This window comes from Flavobacterium aquicola (assembly GCF_003385115.1).
GTDB classification, from domain to species: domain Bacteria; phylum Bacteroidota; class Bacteroidia; order Flavobacteriales; family Flavobacteriaceae; genus Flavobacterium; species Flavobacterium aquicola.
Map to the genome: position 1 here is coordinate 298,334 of NZ_QUNI01000006.1, position 17,853 is coordinate 316,186.

The 17,853-nt window shown below is 35.0% G+C and carries 18 protein-coding genes and 2 tRNA genes; 13 read left to right on the forward strand and 7 right to left on the reverse strand.

The window, feature by feature from the left end; all coding sequences use genetic code 11:
• Positions 1–170: 170 nt before the first annotated feature.
• The 5 genes from pstC to C8P67_RS12680 all read left to right on the forward strand — a co-directional run bounded on the left by pstC (position 171) and on the right by C8P67_RS12680 (position 4,784).
• Entirely contained in the window at positions 171–1,109 is a 939-nt protein-coding gene (gene pstC / locus C8P67_RS12660) for a phosphate ABC transporter permease subunit PstC (RefSeq protein WP_115813535.1), read from the forward strand.
• Positions 1,110–1,114: 5 nt separating this feature from the next.
• Positions 1,115–1,960, forward strand: coding sequence for a phosphate ABC transporter permease PstA (pstA, locus tag C8P67_RS12665; protein ID WP_115813536.1), 846 nt, complete (start codon positions 1,115–1,117; stop codon positions 1,958–1,960).
• Positions 1,957–2,718 (forward strand): phosphate ABC transporter ATP-binding protein PstB, encoded by a 762-nt coding sequence (gene pstB / locus C8P67_RS12670; protein WP_115813537.1) that lies wholly within the window; start codon positions 1,957–1,959, stop codon positions 2,716–2,718. The genes pstA and pstB overlap by 4 nt, the downstream gene beginning before the upstream one ends.
• Positions 2,719–2,784: 66 nt before the next feature.
• On the forward strand, positions 2,785–3,540 hold the full coding sequence (locus C8P67_RS12675) for a DUF2490 domain-containing protein (protein ID WP_115813538.1): 756 nt from the start codon (positions 2,785–2,787) through the stop codon (positions 3,538–3,540).
• A gap of 74 nt (positions 3,541–3,614) precedes the next feature.
• Positions 3,615–4,784 carry a chromate transporter gene (locus tag C8P67_RS12680; protein ID WP_115813539.1) on the forward strand — a complete coding sequence of 390 codons (1,170 nt, stop codon included), beginning with the start codon at positions 3,615–3,617 and terminating at the stop codon, positions 4,782–4,784.
• 111 nt (positions 4,785–4,895) lie between these two features.
• Here C8P67_RS12680 and C8P67_RS12685 read toward each other — a convergent pair whose 3' ends face one another.
• From C8P67_RS12685 to der, 3 genes are all read right to left on the reverse strand, one after another.
• Positions 4,896–5,396 (reverse strand): hypothetical protein, encoded by a 501-nt coding sequence (locus tag C8P67_RS12685; protein WP_115813540.1) that lies wholly within the window; start codon positions 5,394–5,396, stop codon positions 4,896–4,898.
• 92 nt (positions 5,397–5,488) lie between these two features.
• Positions 5,489–8,260, reverse strand: coding sequence for an outer membrane beta-barrel protein (locus C8P67_RS12690; protein WP_115813541.1), 2,772 nt, complete (start codon positions 8,258–8,260; stop codon positions 5,489–5,491).
• Positions 8,261–8,456: 196 nt separating this feature from the next.
• Positions 8,457–9,767, reverse strand: coding sequence for a ribosome biogenesis GTPase Der (gene der, locus C8P67_RS12695; protein ID WP_115813542.1), 1,311 nt, complete (start codon positions 9,765–9,767; stop codon positions 8,457–8,459).
• Positions 9,768–9,905: 138 nt separating this feature from the next.
• Between der and C8P67_RS12700 the strand changes: the two genes are divergently transcribed.
• The gene (locus C8P67_RS12700; RefSeq protein ID WP_115813543.1) at positions 9,906–10,409 is read left to right on the forward strand and encodes a hypothetical protein; all 504 of its coding nucleotides are present in this window, start codon (positions 9,906–9,908) and stop codon (positions 10,407–10,409) included.
• Between the two features lie 192 nt (positions 10,410–10,601).
• On the opposite strand, the gene era is transcribed toward C8P67_RS12700, so the two are convergent.
• A complete protein-coding gene (gene era / locus C8P67_RS12705) occupies positions 10,602–11,483 on the reverse strand; it encodes a GTPase Era (protein WP_115813544.1) in 882 nt (293 codons plus the stop codon).
• A gap of 117 nt (positions 11,484–11,600) precedes the next feature.
• Here era and C8P67_RS12710 point away from each other — a divergent pair.
• The 4 genes from C8P67_RS12710 to C8P67_RS12725 all read left to right on the forward strand — a co-directional run bounded on the left by C8P67_RS12710 (position 11,601) and on the right by C8P67_RS12725 (position 13,043).
• A tRNA-Met gene (locus C8P67_RS12710) sits at positions 11,601–11,673 on the forward strand.
• A 34-nt stretch (positions 11,674–11,707) separates the two neighbouring features.
• A tRNA-Met gene (locus tag C8P67_RS12715) sits at positions 11,708–11,780 on the forward strand.
• A gap of 219 nt (positions 11,781–11,999) precedes the next feature.
• Entirely contained in the window at positions 12,000–12,854 is an 855-nt protein-coding gene (locus tag C8P67_RS12720; protein ID WP_115813545.1) for an SPFH domain-containing protein, read from the forward strand.
• A 3-nt stretch (positions 12,855–12,857) separates the two neighbouring features.
• The gene (locus tag C8P67_RS12725) at positions 12,858–13,043 is read left to right on the forward strand and encodes an Arc family DNA binding domain-containing protein (RefSeq protein ID WP_115813546.1); all 186 of its coding nucleotides are present in this window, start codon (positions 12,858–12,860) and stop codon (positions 13,041–13,043) included.
• Between the two features lie 257 nt (positions 13,044–13,300).
• Here C8P67_RS12725 and C8P67_RS12730 read toward each other — a convergent pair whose 3' ends face one another.
• Together C8P67_RS12730 and C8P67_RS22135 are read right to left on the reverse strand one after the other, a co-directional pair.
• On the reverse strand, positions 13,301–13,831 hold the full coding sequence (locus tag C8P67_RS12730; protein WP_245980442.1) for a PRC-barrel domain-containing protein: 531 nt from the start codon (positions 13,829–13,831) through the stop codon (positions 13,301–13,303).
• A gap of 22 nt (positions 13,832–13,853) precedes the next feature.
• Complete coding sequence (locus C8P67_RS22135; protein WP_170141460.1) at positions 13,854–14,021, reverse strand: hypothetical protein; 168 nt, start codon at positions 14,019–14,021, stop codon at positions 13,854–13,856.
• A 373-nt stretch (positions 14,022–14,394) separates the two neighbouring features.
• On the opposite strand from C8P67_RS22135, the gene C8P67_RS12735 reads away from it, so the two are divergent.
• Positions 14,395–15,219 (forward strand): helix-turn-helix domain-containing protein, encoded by an 825-nt coding sequence (locus C8P67_RS12735; RefSeq protein ID WP_115813548.1) that lies wholly within the window; start codon positions 14,395–14,397, stop codon positions 15,217–15,219.
• 210 nt (positions 15,220–15,429) lie between these two features.
• Here the strand turns inward: C8P67_RS12735 and C8P67_RS12745 are convergent, their stop codons facing one another.
• Positions 15,430–16,335 carry a helix-turn-helix domain-containing protein gene (locus C8P67_RS12745; protein WP_245980444.1) on the reverse strand — a complete coding sequence of 302 codons (906 nt, stop codon included), beginning with the start codon at positions 16,333–16,335 and terminating at the stop codon, positions 15,430–15,432.
• 18 nt (positions 16,336–16,353) lie between these two features.
• Here C8P67_RS12745 and C8P67_RS12750 point away from each other — a divergent pair, with 18 nt between their 5' ends.
• Both C8P67_RS12750 and C8P67_RS12755 read left to right on the forward strand, forming a co-directional pair.
• Complete coding sequence (locus tag C8P67_RS12750; RefSeq protein WP_115813551.1) at positions 16,354–16,749, forward strand: DoxX family protein; 396 nt, start codon at positions 16,354–16,356, stop codon at positions 16,747–16,749.
• A gap of 5 nt (positions 16,750–16,754) precedes the next feature.
• A complete protein-coding gene (locus tag C8P67_RS12755; protein WP_115813570.1) occupies positions 16,755–17,699 on the forward strand; it encodes a polysaccharide deacetylase family protein in 945 nt (314 codons plus the stop codon).
• Positions 17,700–17,853: the final 154 nt, after the last annotated feature.

The window sequence follows — 17,853 nt, forward strand, 5'->3', positions numbered from 1 at the left end:
ACAAAAAAAATCCTCTTCAGAAGAAGTTCACTAAACTCCAATTAAAACAAAAGGATAGTGAAGTAATCAGGGCTAAAGATAAAAATAGTACTATTATGCCAACATCAACAAATACAATCAGACTAAGGTCCTTAAATAAAAAATCCACCCAAAAGCAGCTATTGAAAGTCATGAGGAGCTTTCAAAAGTTTTGCAGGGTGGCTTTCTCCCCTACAGTAAAAAATAAAAGACTACTCAAGGATCGATTTGTAAACAAAACATTTCTAGCATTCACACTGTTGTCCATCTCTATGGTGGTGCTGATCGCTATAGGTTTATTTTACAAATCAATTCCGCTCTTAGACAGTACTTCACTTTCAAATTTATTATTATCATCGGAGTGGAAACCTTTCAAAGAAGCTTTTGGTTTTTATTCATTTATAGTAGGCACACTTTGGGTAACCGCTATTTCTATTATAATTGCTTTACCGTTATCTCTTCTTACCGGTATTTATCTTTCGGAGTATGCACACGTACGAGTCCGCAAATTAGTTTTACCATTAATCGAATTATTATCAGGTATTCCGCCTGTACTTTATGGAGTATGGGGAGTCTTGGTTATTGTTCCTTTAATTCAAGACAGGATTGCTCCTCATTTTGTAGAATTCACTACTGGATATTCGGTTTTAGCAGGAGGAGTTGTTTTGGCAATTATGATTTTCCCACTTATCATAAGTATTATAATTGAAGTATTTGACAATATTCCTCAGGATTTACGAAATGCTTCCTTATCACTTGGAGCAACACAATGGCAAACAATTAAAAAAGTAGTGCTTCGAAAATCTTTCGACGGAATAATAGCTGCTGTAGTCTTGGCAATTTCCAGAGCTTTCGGCGAAACTATTGCTGTTTTAATGGTCTGCGGAAATCTGGCTCAAATACCACAGACGGTCTTCGATTCCGGCTATCCATTGCCAGCTCTTATAGCTAATAATTATGGCGAAATGATGTCTATTCCAATGTACGATTCAGCACTTATGTTTGCTGCGCTGCTTCTGTTTGTCATTATCTTTTTATTCAACACAATTTCGAGAGTTATTTTATACCGAATCGAAAAAAGAAATACCTAAGCCCAATGGAAATAAGAAAAATAGAAGAAAACATATTCCGCTTTCTGATGATCTTGAGTACCATTATCATCAGCAGTACTTTATTCATGATAGTGTACACACTTTTCTCAAAAGGTTTTGGATCGTTAAGCTGGGACATGATTTCAAAAATTCCCGAAGGCGGTTTTTATATTGGTAAAGGCGGTGGAATATTAAATGCAATTGTGGGATCTATCTATATTACATTAGGCTCAACTTTTTTAGGACTTTTAGTTAGTCTGCCAATAGTAATTTACATCAATGTATATGCCAAAAGAAATGCCACTATAGCAACACTTACCCGATTAAGTTCAGACATTTTGTTTGGTATTCCATCTATTGTATATGGCGCTTTTGGATTTACGATTATGGTTTATATGGGATTAAAAACATCATTACTTGCTGGTATTATCACTGTAACCTTAATGATTATTCCAATACTGGTCAGAGCTATTGACGAAGTAGTCCGTGTAGTTCCTGAGGATATGTCGAATGCGGTGTTTGCACTTGGAGGAACACGTTATGAATCTGCAAAAATTATTTTGAGACAGTCCATTCCGGGAATTGTAACAGCGATATTACTTTCATTTGGGAGAGCAATTGGCGATGCAGCCTGTGTTCTTTTTACAGCCGGCTTTACAGACAGTATCCCCACTTCACTGGAACAGCCTGCTGCTACATTGCCGTTATCTATTTTTTTCCAATTGAGCAGTCCCATTCAGGAAGTACAGAACCGTGCTTATGCAGCAGCAGTTATCTTAACGATTATTGTTTTAATTATAAACATTGCAGCGAAAACAGCAAGCAAAAATCTTTCAAAAAATAAAATATGATTATTCAGCCACACATAAGTATCCAAAATTTAAATGTTCACATTGGTGACAACCATATTCTAAAGAACATCAATCTTGATATTCCTGACAAAAAAGTAACATCTTTAATTGGCCCGTCAGGCTGCGGAAAGACGACACTTTTAAAAACGCTGAACCGATTATTAGACCGTCAAAATGATGTGCGCGTAGATGGTAAAGTCTTGGTAGACGGTGAAAACATCTACGATCCAAAAGCCGAAGTAACTCACATTCGAAAAAAAATGGGCTTGCTTTCGCAAAGACCTTTCCCATTGCCAATGAATATTTATGATAATATTGCCTATGGACAAAGAATTCATGGGAACAATAAAAAATCAGAATTGGACGAAATCGTTGAGAAATATCTTCGAGGAGTAAATCTTTGGGATGAAGTAAAAGACAGATTAAAATCGCCAGCTACCCGATTATCCATAGGACAGCAGCAACGATTATGTCTAGCGAGAGGCCTGGCTATTGAACCCGAAATAATTCTGGGAGATGAGCCCACATCAGCATTAGATCCCATCTCAACCCAAGCTATTGAAGAGTTATTTCTGGACTTAAAAGATAAATATACGATCGTACTGGTTACTCATATTTTGCGTCAAGCCCGACGTGTTTCAGATTATGTTGGCTTTGTATACATGGGTGAGATTATAGAATTTGGACCAACGGAAGAAGTACTTTTAAATCCAAAAGAAAAACTGACACAAGATTATGTAAAAGGCTTTTTGGTTTAGCAGAAAAATAAATTCTATTTAAAATATAGAGTTTGTTTACATTTGCCAAAAATTGAAAATCCTTTCATGAAAAGAATCAAAATATTTGGCTTTTTATTACTATGCTTTATTGCCAGAGCTCAAACAGAAAAAAATGTGGATCAGCAAAGTCTGCTTTGGACACGATATTTTAATCAATTAACAATAAACAACTCCTGGTCCATACATACTGAATTTGACAATCGGATTTTTATAAACCCTGCTGAACAGAACTTATATTTAATTCGAATACAAGGGCGATATAAAATTAATAACAATATAGAAGTTGGAGCCGGCTATTCTTATTTCTCTGTCGCCACTCAGGATCCTGACATCACAAATGATTTTAGAACCCCTGAACACAGAGTCCAGCAAGACATCAGCTGGAAACAGGATTTGAGCAGCAGTATGCTCCTGCATCAGCGATTTCAGGTAGAAGAGCGCTTCATTCACAATGCCAATAAAGAAGAATTGCTTTCGGGCTATACTTTTAACTGGAGATTCAGATACCGATTACAAGGAGAATTTACCTGTTGGAAAAAGGAAAATCAGTATCTAAAAGCTATCGTATTTGACGAACTGATGATTAATGCAGGGGAAAAAATTGTTAAAAACACATTCGACCAAAATCGTATTTATGGAGCTGCTCAATATGGCATAAATAAAAACATAGCATTAGAATTAGGGTATTTGAAAAGTTTTCAGCAGCGTGCCAGCGGTGTTGATTACTATGACAGAGATATTATTCGATTTACCTTTTATCATAAAATAAACCTGAAGAAAAACAAAGGACAGCCAAATTAAGTAATCTCTTCTGTTCGTTGATTTGTTTCTTTTATGAAAAAGTATCGATTTTTTTAACTAAAAATAAAACGAATATGAGTACAGAAAATCAGAATTATACATTACTTGATTTAGTTAAATATTTTCTCAAACTGGGTACAACGGGCTTTGGAGGACCTGTAGCTCTGGTTGGCTATATGCATCGTGATTTAGTAGAGAATAAAAAATGGATTAATGATTCTGACTTTAAAGAAGGATTGGCTCTTTCGCAGCTTGCTCCAGGACCATTAGCAGCACAATTAGGAATTTATATCGGCTTCGTGCACTTTGGCATTTTGGGAGCCACGCTTTCCGGATTAGCCTTTGTCATTCCCTCGTTTATAATGGTAGTATTATTAGGTATTGCCTATCAAGCTTATGGCGGTCTGCCATGGATGCAGGCTATTTTTTATGGAATTAGCGCTGCTGTGATTGGGATTATTGTTGTTAGTTCATACAAACTCACTATCAAATCCATCAGTAAATTTGAAATTCCTGCTATCAAAAGCAATTGGTTACTTTGGGTATTTTATATTTCTGCCACCATACTTACTGCTGTAACCCAAAATGAAGAACTGCTGCTATTTGTTGCTTTGGGATTTATCTACATGCTTGTAAAAGCACCGCCTAAATGGATAAAGCGTCCAAAAACAGCCTCTTTCTTTTTACTTACTACTGTTGGTTTCTCTACGGTTGATTTAGGAAAATTAGGCGATCTTGCCTGGTTTTTTATCAAAGCTGGTGCCTTTGTTTTTGGCAGCGGACTGGCCATTGTGCCTTTCCTTCATTCCGGAGTTGTAACTGAGCATCATTGGCTGACCGAAAACCAGTTTGTCGATGCTGTCGCCGTAGCCATGATTACTCCTGGCCCTGTTGTAATTACAGTAGGCTTCATAGGTTATTTGGTTTCAGGATTTACGGGTGCCAGTATTGCAGCTCTAGGCGTATTTCTGCCCTGCTATTTATTTACGGTTATTCCTGCTCCTTATTTTAAAAAGATTTCCCAAAACAAAAGTATCAAAGCATTTGTTGACGGAATAACTGCAGGAGTTATTGGCGCATTAGTAGGTGCCGTAATTGTAATCGCAGCGCGAACCATTGTTGATATACCAACAGCATTAATAGCTATAGGAACAGCTCTGACTCTTATTTATGTCAAAAAACTGCAGGAGCCCCACATTATTGGTATTGCAGCGCTCTTGGGAGTACTATTGAAATTACTGTAAATCTCCTTAGAAAATAATATAAATTAGCCTTTAGCGTAACGGATAAATAAGAAAAAAGTCCCAAACATGTAATTGTCATGTTTGGGACTTTTTCATTAATGAAAATTCGAATTAATTTTCCTCTCTGTTAATAGGGCCATTTCCGTTATCTCCATTGTCACTATTTCTCCTGTCGCCTCTACTTTCCCAGTTTTCTCTTCCTTCTCTCATTCTTTCCATATTGGCTTTTTCGATTTCCTTCATTTTTTTGAATTGATCTGGTGTCAAAATTGCTTGTAATTTAGCATCCGTTGCTTTTTTATCTTCCTGTCTTTTTGATCTAAAAGCATCTCTCTCTGCAGTAGACATTTCTTTTGAATTTCCTGCCATTCGTTCAGCTCTAAATGCTTCTAATTTAACATTTTGTTCTACAAGAATTGGTTTTATCTGTTCCTGTTGCTGCGGATTTAAAGCTAATTCTTTAGTCAGTTTATCCAACTGAGCTTGACTCCTTTGTTCTGGAGTCTGTTTTTCACGTTTTTGTTTATTCGATTTTGCTTCTGGCTGCGCTTGTTCCTGAGCAAAAGAAGAAGCACTAATAACCAATAAAACAGCAATGATTAACTTTTTCATATTTATCTATATTTAAGATTGAAACTATAAGACTATTTAACTTTAAAATAGTTTAACCAATTATTCCCCAAATTTTTATTAAAAAATGAGTATTAAAACATTCCCTCTCCTCTTCCGCCTCCGCCTCCTGGTCCTCGTCTTTCTTTTGGTCCGCCAAAACTTCCAATTTTATAAGTTAAAGAAAACATCGCATATCGTTTTAAAACTGTATTTTCTTCATCACGAATGGTTGTTGGTGATATAGTTCTTGTTGCACTTTGGTTTTGGTTCAAAACATCATAGACTTTTACTTTTAAAGTCATTTTCTTTTCAAAAAAACCATACGACAAACTGGTATTCCATAAATAAAAATCTTTCTTGAAATCATCTGAGATATTTGAATTATAGGTGTAACCAAAATCATTACCCCAAATCCAATTCTTAGGCCAATAATTGGTAGTTTGTATATTGAGTCTATGCACTACATTTGAAGTAGCATCTATTGAAGAGTTGTTATATTTTGATTCATTATAGGAGAAGCTGTAAGAAGGCGAGACAGTAAGCAGTTCACCATATTCATATGAAACATAAACTCTTGGTGAAAGACCTAATGATTTTGAATTATATAATACAGCATCGGTATATCCTTTATCCAAAGAATAACTGCCATTCAGACCTAAACCATATCTATAAACATTGGCATCATTTTTTATAGTCTGATTCCAATTTCCGCCGATAGAAGTTGTATAAGTTCCTGATACATTGCTGTAAGTCGTAGTTCTTTTGCCGCTGTCATCATAAATCGAATTAGAAACTACCTGACTGTCAAAGAAATCTCCTCTTGCAAAAAAACTATAACCTGAACGGGTACGCACATCAAAATTTCGATAATTAATGTTTACGCTGTTTTTTTTGTTTAAATTCAGATATGGATTTCCAATAATCGTATTCAATGGATTAGCCAAATTCAATACGGGCATTAATTGAGTTGCAGTGGGAAGACTGCTGGAATAATCATATCTGAAAGTAATAAATTTTGATTTATCGAATCGATATCTAATCTGCATATTACCATAAGGCAGAACGTACTGCTGATTCAAATCGGTTGCTTTATTCAGGTAAAGTGAATGATTATCATAATCAACAATAGAAGTTCTAGAATTAAAATTAAACGTGAAATTGCTTTTTTCGAAAGTAAGACCCGCTTTCGGTGTGATCGAATTTTGTCTTGATGTTATGTAATTACTCTGCGCTACATTTAGAATAGAAAATGATTCAGAAAAGACATCATATTCATATGTTTTAGCATCATTTACTTCATTCGCCCATCCCAATTCTGAACCAATTCGAATTCGCAGTGAATCGGTTATTGGTTCTGTATATTCGATTTCGGCTGTATAAGAATCGGCTGTATTATTACTTTTTCCATTTTGATTTCTTTCGTCATCAGGTCTGCCGCCTTGATAGAAAACAGTTTTAGACTGATTTAGAGCGTCTGACTCACTATTTGAATTAGCATTACTAAATACAAAACTCAGATTTCGGGCTTTCCTTTCAAACGCTTTATTAAAGTTTATGGTGTTTGTAAAATTAGCAGATGAATTTTCTTTATACGAACTCGCGTTACTTTCATTTAGAGATGCTCCATTTTCATCTTTAGAAAAACTGGATGATTCTGACGAACTATTGGTGCGCGATTGATCAATTACAGGTGTAACAACAAGTCTCGTTGTTGGATTTATTTTATACTCAAACTCAAAATTTGCCTTGTTCCCTGTATTTTCATTTCTCGCCTTGGAATCGGCCTCCGTAAAAATAGTTCCTGTAGGCAAAAAACTAGCCTGACTGGATTTCGTTTCGTTTTTATTAATTGTATTCGAAAAATTATAGCCTGCTGTTGCATTAAAATCTTTGACCCATTCATCAGAATAATTAAACCCAACCAAATTAGATGTGGTAATCCCTTTTCCTGTTCCTGTAGGTCTGGAGCTTTGTCTGGTATTCCTGCCGCCGCCCATATTATCAAATACTTCATCCATAGAAAAACCAGTCGAATTGATATTATTGGCAGAAGCAAGCAGACTTATTTTCTGCTTATTATTAAAATAGTTCAATATAAAACTGCTCTCATAACGGTCATCAGTTCCATAGCCACCCATTATTTTCCCGAAAAGGCCTTTATTTTTCTTTTCATCAATAGTAAAATTGATGCTGGCATCATCTGAACTGGATTCTTGTTTAGACAGTTCCTCTTTTTTAGTTTTAAAATCAGAAACCTGAACCTTATTAATTACTTCGGCCGGCATGTTTTTCAGCAATATAGCTCCGTCTTTTCCAAAAAAAGATTTCCCATTCACTAAAAACTGCGTCACTTCTTTTCCATTGGCAGTTACTTTTCCATCACTATCTACCTCAACACCTGGCAATTGTTTCAATAAAGTTTCAACGTTTGCATCAGGCCGCACTTTATAAGAAGATGCATTAAATTCTAAAGTATCTTTCTTTATCTTTATCGGAGGTGCTTCGCTTTTTATAACAACTTCTTTTAATGCGTTTTCACTTTGAGATAAGTATAATTTTCCAAAATCCTTATTTTCCAAAAGTTTATTCTGCTCTTCAGTATATGTCTGATAGCCTACAAAATTTATTTTCAGGAAAACAGGTTTGTCATATTTTTTAGTGCTGATTTTAAAATCTCCGTTTTTATCAGTAGCTGCGTATTCAACAACCGTGGAATCTTTGACATTAGAAAAATAAACCATAGCCGATTCTAATGGCTTTTGAGTATTTATATCATAAACAGTCCCTTTGATAACAATGTTATTTTGAGCATTCGCAGCAAAAAAGAAAAGTACAAACAGTAAAGATGAGTAAATTTTAGACATACAATATTTAATTACGCAATTGTAAATAAGACGATAAAATTCACAAAAGGTTTAATTGTATTTTGAATATCTATTAAATAAATCTTCACATTGATATCTAATGGATAAAAAAATATACCCATTTATATCAGTACCAAAAATATAGAACAGTAAAAAAAGTGCAAAAAAAAATCCCGATTGCTCGGGATTTCAATTTTTATTTCTCTCTGATATAGATATCTATCGGCACTCCTGCGAAATCCCAATTTTCTCTAATTTTATTTTCAAGGTAACGCTTGTAAGGCTCTTTTACATATTGTGGCATGTTGGCAAAAAACACAAACTGAGGTGTCTGCGTTGGCAACTGCATACAATATTTGATTTTTACATATTTACCTTTTGTTGCTGGTGGCGGATAAGCCTCAATTACTTTCAACATGAATTCGTTGAATTTTGAAGTAGGAATACGTTGCTGTCTGTTTTCATAAACCTGAACCGTCGCTTCCAAAGCTTTCAACAAACGCTGTTTCGTTAATGCCGAAACGAAAAGAATTGGCACATCCGTAAATGGCATTAATTCTTTTTTGATTTTCTCTTCGTAATCACGGGTTGACATGGTATCTTTTTCAACCAAATCCCATTTGTTTACCAAGATCACAACTCCTTTACGGTTTTTTTCAGCCAACCAAAAAATACTTTGATCCTGACCTTCAAATCCACGGGTGGCGTCAATCACTAATATACAGATATCAGCATGCTCAATCGCACGAACCGAACGCATCACTGAATAAAATTCTAAATCTTCTTTTACTTTCGCTTTACGACGAATACCAGCCGTATCAACCAAATTAAATTCAAAACCAAAACGGTCAAATTTAGTATCAATCGCATCACGGGTTGTTCCTGCAATATCGGTAACCATAAAACGATCTTTACCGATAAGTGCGTTGATAAAACTAGATTTTCCAGCATTAGGACGACCTACAACCGCAAAACGTGGCAAAACCACTTCTTCCTGAACTGGCTCCGGTTTCACAGGGAAAGCCTCAATTAAAGCATCCAATAAATCTCCAGTTCCGCTTCCTGAAATACTAGCGAAAGTAAAATATTCACCTAGTCCTAAGTTGTAAAATTCCACTGCATCTTTCTCACGCATGGCATTATCTACCTTATTCACAGCCAATAAAACCGGCTTGGTCACTTTACGTAATAATTTGGCAACCGTTTCATCCATTGGAGTAATCCCCTCTTCTACATCTACGACGAAAATAATAACATCAGCTTCGTCGATAGCCAATTCTACCTGTTTACGGATTTCACCTTCAAAAACGTCATCGGATCCACGGATATATCCACCGGTATCAATCACAGAAAACTCTTTTCCGTTCCACTCGCTTTTACCATAGTTTCTGTCGCGGGTAACCCCAGACACTGAATCTACAATAGCTTCTCTTCTTTGTATCAGCCTATTAAAAAGGGTTGATTTCCCTACATTAGGTCTTCCTACTATCGCAACAATATTGTTCATAATCTAAATTAGATATTAATTTTTCCGAAGACTGCTTCCCAGTTTCGGCGTGCAAAGGTAGTGCATAAAAGCATGAATATCAATTTTTTTGCTATATTCGCCACAGTTTGTTCCCTTAACCAATTCATTTCTTAAATTATGGATGCCGATAATGAGATTCGTTTACGTTTGCGCTTCTACAAAGAAGTAGATCAAAATATAGATTCTCTGCGACAAAAATTCATTCAGTTTACCACGACTAATTCTCCGGATTTCATTTTAAAAATAAAGGAATATCATATTTGGATTAACATCAAAGGTCCCAAAAAAGCCTATTGGTCACCTCATCTGCACATCGAAATGGAATCCAAAGGCGAAAATAAAACCAACATCCGCGGACTATTTGGACCCGATCCTGATCTATGGACGTTTTTTATGTTTTTGCATTTTATGATAGCGGGAACTTTCATCATTTTTTGCGGTATCGCCTACTCCGATTATGTCCTCAAAAGATCCACAACTGGCGATTTTGTTGTAATGTCGCTGATGGTTTTTGCCTGGTTTCTGCTTTATGTGATAGCCAAACAAATCAGGCACAACGGCGAAAAACAAATGAACGATATCGAAAAAGTATTTTTGGAAATTATAGAATCACCTTTATAGTTTAACCGCAAAGGCACAAAGGATCGCAATGAACGCAAAGCTTTGCGAACTTAGCGTAATTCTTTGCGCCCTTTGCGGTAAAAAAAATCAGCATTAGAAACAAATTTCCAATACTGATCTTATTATTATACCACTAAATCTGAAACAGAGTCGAATTTATAATTTATAACTCATAATTAACAATTCAAAAGACTACTGATTATATCCAAAACGCTTCAGCATATTCGCGTTGCTTCTCCAGTTTTTATTTACTTTCACGTACAATTCGATATGGATTTGCTTCCCGAAGAATTTCTCCAAATCTACACGGGCATCCATTCCTACTTTTTTCAGGGCAGCACCTTTGTGTCCGATTACGATTCCTTTTTGAGTCTCGCGTTCTACCATAATCAAAGAACGAATACGAATAATATTATCATCTTCGAAGAATTCTTCAGTTACGATTTCTACTGCATAAGGAATCTCTTTACTGTAGTTCAATAATATTTTTTCGCGGATGGTTTCGTTTACGAAGAAACGCTCCGGCTTGTCCGTTAATTGGTCTTTTGGATAATACGCTGGTGATTCTGGCAATAACGAAATGATTCTTTGAAAAACTTCCGGCACATTGAAATTCTGCAAAGCTGAAATTGGATAAATCTCCGCATTGGGTACTTTCTCCGTCCAAAAAGCCACTTGAGACTCCAACTGCTCTTGATTTGAATTATCAATTTTATTCAGCAACAGCAAAACGGGGATTTTTGAATGGATGATTTTATTGAAAAAAGCTTCATCTTTCAAATCCTGCTCTCCTATTTCGACCATATAAATCAATATATCAGCATCTTCAAAGGCAGATTTCACGAAGTTCATCATTGATTCCTGCATTTCGTAGGCTGGTTTAATGATACCAGGCGTGTCAGACAAAATCAACTGAAAATCTTCGCCATTTACAATTCCAAGAATTCTGTGGCGTGTTGTTTGTGCTTTTGACGTAATAATTGATAATCTTTCTCCAACAAAGGCGTTCATTAGCGTTGATTTCCCAACGTTTGGGTTCCCTATGATGTTTACAAAACCTGCTTTATGTGACATTTCTATTATAATTTATGGTGCAAAGGTAGTCATATCAAGTCAATACAGGAAATAAAACATTTTTTTAAGTTTTCCTTGCTTTTCTATAAATTCGGCGTATCTTTGCACACGAAACATCGCGGGATAGAGCAGTAGGCAGCTCGTCGGGCTCATAACCCGAAGGTCACAGGTTCGAGTCCTGTTCCCGCTACTAAGTAGCCTTATTGAGATTACAAAACGCACATCGCGGGATAGAGCAGTAGGCAGCTCGTCGGGCTCATAACCCGAAGGTCACAGGTTCGAGTCCTGTTCCCGCTACTAGAAAAGCTTCAGAGAAATCTGGAGCTTTTTTTTATTATAAATACTTTTGAGATTTCTATCCAAACACAAATTACAGATCAGTTATATCGGTGTTACTTACACTTTAATATCTCCTCTTATTTTTAAACTTAATAAATTATATAAAAAAATGCTTTTGAATTAAAATATTACATATATTTATGATATCAATTTAATATCATTTAAATATTACTAATTATGAAAACAGAAAAAGTTTTAATACCCTTTAATGGCTATTTGGCTGTTATAATTCTATTACTATCAGTAGCCGTAACACTTTATGGTTTCGTCTCAAACAACATGGTTGCAGCAGTGGCTTCATCCCTACTATCAATACTTTTAGTAAAGGGTTTTATTGTAATAGGTCCGAACAGCTCAAAAGTTCTATTACTGTTTGGAGATTATAAAGGGAGCGTTAAACAAAGCGGTTTGTTTTGGGTTAATCCTTTATATAACAAAACGAGTTTGTCTCTGCGTGCAAGAAACTTTGAAAGCGAAAAAATTAAGGTTAATGATAAAATGGGAAATCCTATTTTAATTAGTGTTATATTAGTCTGGAAAGTTAAAGACACCTTTAAATCTACGTTTGAAGTTGACAACTATGAGAATTTCATTAAAATTCAAACCGATTCGGCAGTTAGAAAACTTGCAGGTTCTTTTCCCTATGACCACTTTGAAGATGAGAGAGCAACCGTAACATTAAGCACTAATTTTGATGATGTAAACATCGCACTTGAACATGAAGTTACGCAGCGATTAGAAATAGCTGGAATAGAAGTAATAGAATCAAGAATTGGATATCTGGCCTATGCGCCTGAAATTGCTCATTCGATGTTAAGACGTCAGCAGGCATCTGCAGTTGTTGCCGCACGTCATAAAATTGTTGAAGGCGCTGTTGGTATGGTTGAAAGCGCTTTGAAACTATTAGCCGATAAAGAAATTATAGAATTTGATGAAGATAGAAAAGCAACAATGGTAAGCAACTTAATGGTAGTGCTTTGTGGCGATAGTGAAACTAAACCAGTAATAAATACCGGTACTTTAAATCAATAAAAGATGTCTGAAAAAAAGTCATTTGCATTAAGAATTGATTCAGAAACGATGAAAGCAATTGAAAAATGGGCTAGTGATGAATTTCGTAGTGTCAATGGTCAGATTGAGTGGATGCTTCACAATAGTCTAAAAAATGCGAAAAGAGTAAAGGAAAAAAAGGATCAAAAAAATAAAGAATCGAATGATTAGGCAAAATAATCAATTTACTAACTTTTCAAATCATCAATAAATTGGTTCAAGAGTTTTCCCGTTAGGACTAATAGCAAAGCTTCAGATTTCTCTGAAGCTTTTTACTTTTAAAGGCAACACAAAATTGTGAAAGTCCAAATATTACCACTGCTTTTATTCTACAAAAAAGACCAGACATTCTAAAATATCTGGTCTTTGCAATTTCATCTTTATAAAATTATCTTATTTTAAAAGATACAACTATTTTAATATACGCCTTAGTGCCCATCAAATTCTCTGCGGTTATAAAAATCGTCGTCATTACTATCAAAAGTAGCTTGAACTTCATCAGGATAATACGATTTTAATACGCTTCTTTCATAATTCCTATCAAAATTGTGCTGTATATCATATCTCCCTGTTTTTCTGAAAGTTTCATATGATATACTGTTGGCCATGACAATTTTTGTATCCTTATTAATGTTTACAGATCCGATCGGTATAATCAGATGACTGTCTCCTTCTTTGTAAATAAATTCCCTTCCGTTGTCATGAGCTATGGCATCATGCACTTCATTACGACTATCGTCAATTAATACTTTATCGACTTTTACATCCAGATAAACCACACGCTGCATATCTTTATTTACCCACAAATTGTCAATTTTGCCAATAGTACGATTGTCTGCATCTACTATTTTCCATCCTCTTACATCAGAATAGTTTGAAGCTACCTTATAATCCGTAAGTTCGTCCAGCCTATATAAATTTTTGTCTTTATTCCCCATGTTCTTTCTTAATTTTATCAATTATATTTTTCTGGTTTTTTACTTACTCTGCAATAGTATCTGTGCTTGTGGCATTTTCCATTTCTACAGTATTTCCACTCTGCACTTGATCATCGCTTAAAAAGACATAATATACGAGCCCAGCAATCAATAGCAGTACAACTATCCATGGCCAAACTGGCCTTTTTTTCTCAATTTTAATTTCTGCCATAACTTTATTTTTTTATATGAATATTTTTAAGTTTAATAAAGTTACAAATGAGACTAGACTGTAAATTATTTAATTTCAGGCAGATGTTATAAAATTCCTAGCAGAGAAAAATCTTTAATCAAAGATTATGGAGCTGAATCTATAGATTGTGATTTTTAAATCTTCATTTAAATACTAGGTTTTTTATCATAACTAAAAAAAATATCGGATATTAAATTATCCTGCATTATTTCATAAGATATTAATAGTTTTTTCTGACTAATTGCAACATTTTTTTTACTTTTACTTAATCACAGAAACATTAATTCTATCTTATTCTGCAATTTATTCTTGAGTAAAAAGGATAAAAATTCCATACATAAACCAATAAAACATGTTAAAAGAGTTCTCATACAAACAGTTTGGTAATTTAAATTTCACAAAAGAAACATTTGAAGAAGGAAGACTTGATTCGGTTGACGAACATATCAAAATTATATTTTTGCCAAAAAACGCCATCGTTCAGGTGGATTTTCAGGAGATTGAACTAAAGACCGATTCTTTATTGTTCATCAACCCAAAAGTGGTGATAAAACCATGTGAAACCAAAGAAGGTCAGCTGCTGCATTTTAACAGAGATTTTTATTGCATAGAAATTCATGATCAGGAAGTAGCCTGTGATGGAATTTTGTACAATAATGTATTCGAAATTCCATTCATCTCACTGGACAAAACCCAATCGGAGGATATAAAAAGTATTGTCAGGGAAATCCAATTTGAAATGAAGAATGAGGATTCAAATACGGAGGAAATGCTTCGCATCCTGTTAAAAACTATTATACTGAAATCGACTCGGATTTGGAAACAACAGCACCAATTAGCTGAATATGATCAGCAGGCTGATGTGCAGTTTTTGAGGAAGTTCAGTAAATTGGTCGAACAGCATTACAGGACACTTCACTCGGTTGCTGATTATGCTGATTTATTGTTTTTAACTCCCAAAAACCTCAGCAAAAAAATTGGACTGGTCAGCAAAAGCACTCCAAATGATATTATAAAAGAAAGGATTGTATTAGAAAGTAAAAGACTTCTGGCTCATACAAAAATGACTGTCAAAGAAATTGCCTACAGCCTGAATTACGAAGACGATGCTTATTTTATTCGATTTTTTACCAAAAACACTGGACTGTCTCCTATTTCATTTCGAAAACAGTTTTAAAATCTAAGCACTTACTTTAATTTGCCACAGATTAAAAAGATTAAAAGGATTTTTCTTTATTCGCTTTACAAATGCGGACAAAAATTAATTTGTGGAAATCCTTTTAATCTGCAGCTAAAAATTTCACAAGCTAAATTCAATCATTTAATTATTACTTCGACAAAAAAATATACAATGTGGGCTATAAAGACGGAGAATATGCTGAAACAGTTATTGGTACAACGATTTTTTAAAAGCGCTTGGACTTAAACCTTTGTATTTCTTGAATAATCTATTGAGATGACTAGCATCACTAAATCCTAATTCAATCACGATTTCATTTATCTGCATATCCGTGTAAGCCAAACGTGTTTCTACCAATTTAAGTTTATAGGCAATAATATAATCCTGTAAACTTTGTCCAATATTAGATTTAAAAAATTCACTTATGTAGTTAGGAGAAATATTGAATTGCTTGGCTACGTTTTCGGATTTTAATTTCTCGGGCTCATAAATATTTTCATGAAGGTAATGCAGCAACAGCATTGCAATTGAATCACCTCTTTGTTTTAAACTTGATGGAGCCATTAAACTTATATTTCTAGCCGCAATAGTAATTATGGTGTTTATTAATTGCTTAATCACTTCTTCCTGCCCAGGATCCCTGTTGACGTGCTCTCTAATAAGCGCTTCGACCAATGCTCTTATCAATGGCTTGTCGGTGATGGTTTTTAATATACAGCCTGGAAGATGGTTGTGATTGTTGAAGATGAATTCAAGTTTATGAATCCATTCTGTGCTTTGGGTTCGTAAATAGGACTCATTAAATCTTATGAAGAAGAATTTGCTGGGTTCATATATTTCAAAATTGTGAGTATTCTGCGGAAAAATCAGAAACAATTTATTTGGCCCATACGGCAATTTATGGTTATTGATAATCTGGATGCCGCTTCCTTCTAAAACAAACACCATTTCGAAAAAAGTTTTTTTTCGTTCATTTCTTTCATAAGTGGTCAGTTCGGCCAAATCCAATTCAAACGGTTGGTGTAAATTTTGAATATCCATACCCGCAAAAATACAAATAGTTCCTTTATAAGTACAAGCAGTCCGCTTTTGTGATTGGTATTTTTGTATCAAACATAAATCATTAGAAACATGAACACAACATCTTATCTATTATTGCGGCTTGCCATTGGGGCAAGTATGTTTGGACACGGATTAGTTCGGATTCCAAAACTTCAATCTTTTAGCACTTGGCTGGCTGGCACTTTTGAAAAGTCAATTTTGCCAAGAGAATTAGTAACTCCATTTAGCTATGCTTTGCCTTTCGCCGAATTTTTGGTGGGCTTCCTGCTATTAATTGGATTATATACCGAAAAGTCATTAATCGCTGGTGGAATTGTTATGCTTCTGCTTATTTTTGGCACAACATTGATTGAAAACTGGGAAGCATTACCATCACAGCTTATTCACATAGTTTTATTTGCATTACTGCTTCAATTTCTTTCCTCAAACGGTTGGTCGCTGGATACTTATTTATCACTAAAATAAAAAAGATGGACACAAGGCGTACTTTTATAAAACAAGGCAGTTTGCTTGGAGTGGCTGGCATTATTAATCCTTTGGAGATTTTTGCGCAACCGAAACTTAAAGAAACCAGCAAAGAGAAAACAAAATGGAGTGATGGTTCCAGAATGGTTGTATCTATATCAATGCAATTCGAATCGGGCGGACAGCCTGAGAATGCCGAAAGTCCGTTTCCACAAAATCTGGAAGCTGGATATAAAGATTTACCGGCCGAGACTTGGTATCAATACGGTTATAAAGAAGGTATTCCAAGAATGCTGGACAATTGGGATAAACTGGGAATAAAAGTGACTTCACATATGGTCGGAACGGCTGTATTAAAAAATCCGGATTTAGCCAAAGAGGTAGTGGACAGAGGTCACGAAGCTGCAGCGCACGGAATGAACTGGAGTTCTCAGTACAATCTGTCCTATGAAGACGAAAAGAAATTCATAAAAGACGGCGCCGAGGCAATTAAAAAAACAACTGGTTTTAATCCGGTGGGGTATAATGCCAACTGGCTTCGAAGAGGAGAAAACACTCTGGATATTTTACAGGAATTGGGTTTTAAATATCACATTGATGATCTGAGCAGGGATGAGCCTTTTATTATTCAGGTAAAAAATAAAGACTTTGTGGTTGTGCCCTATACCTTAAGATGCAACGACATACTGCTGATTGAAGGAAAAAGTTTTTCTACAGATCAGTTTTTCAATCAAGTAAAAGCAGAATTTGACCAGCTTTATGAAGAAAGTGAATTTAAGAAACGACAGCTTTCTATCAGTTTCCATGATCGAATTGGGGGTTCTCCCCAAATGGTAAAAACCGCTTACGACTTGGTCAGATACATTCAAAAACATAAAGGTGTTTCTTTTAAACGCAAAGATGAAATAGCAGAAATGACATTATTTGATAAGTTAACAATCAAAGATTAATAATACGGTCACTGAGTACTGTTCAATTTGCGGAAGTCCTTTTAATATTTCCGTTTTCCACTAAACCACTCTGCACTGAAAGTGCAGAGGTTTGTTTTACGAGGGACTGAAAGTCCCTCATTTTTTCATTCGAGAATGAAATTTGAATTATCAT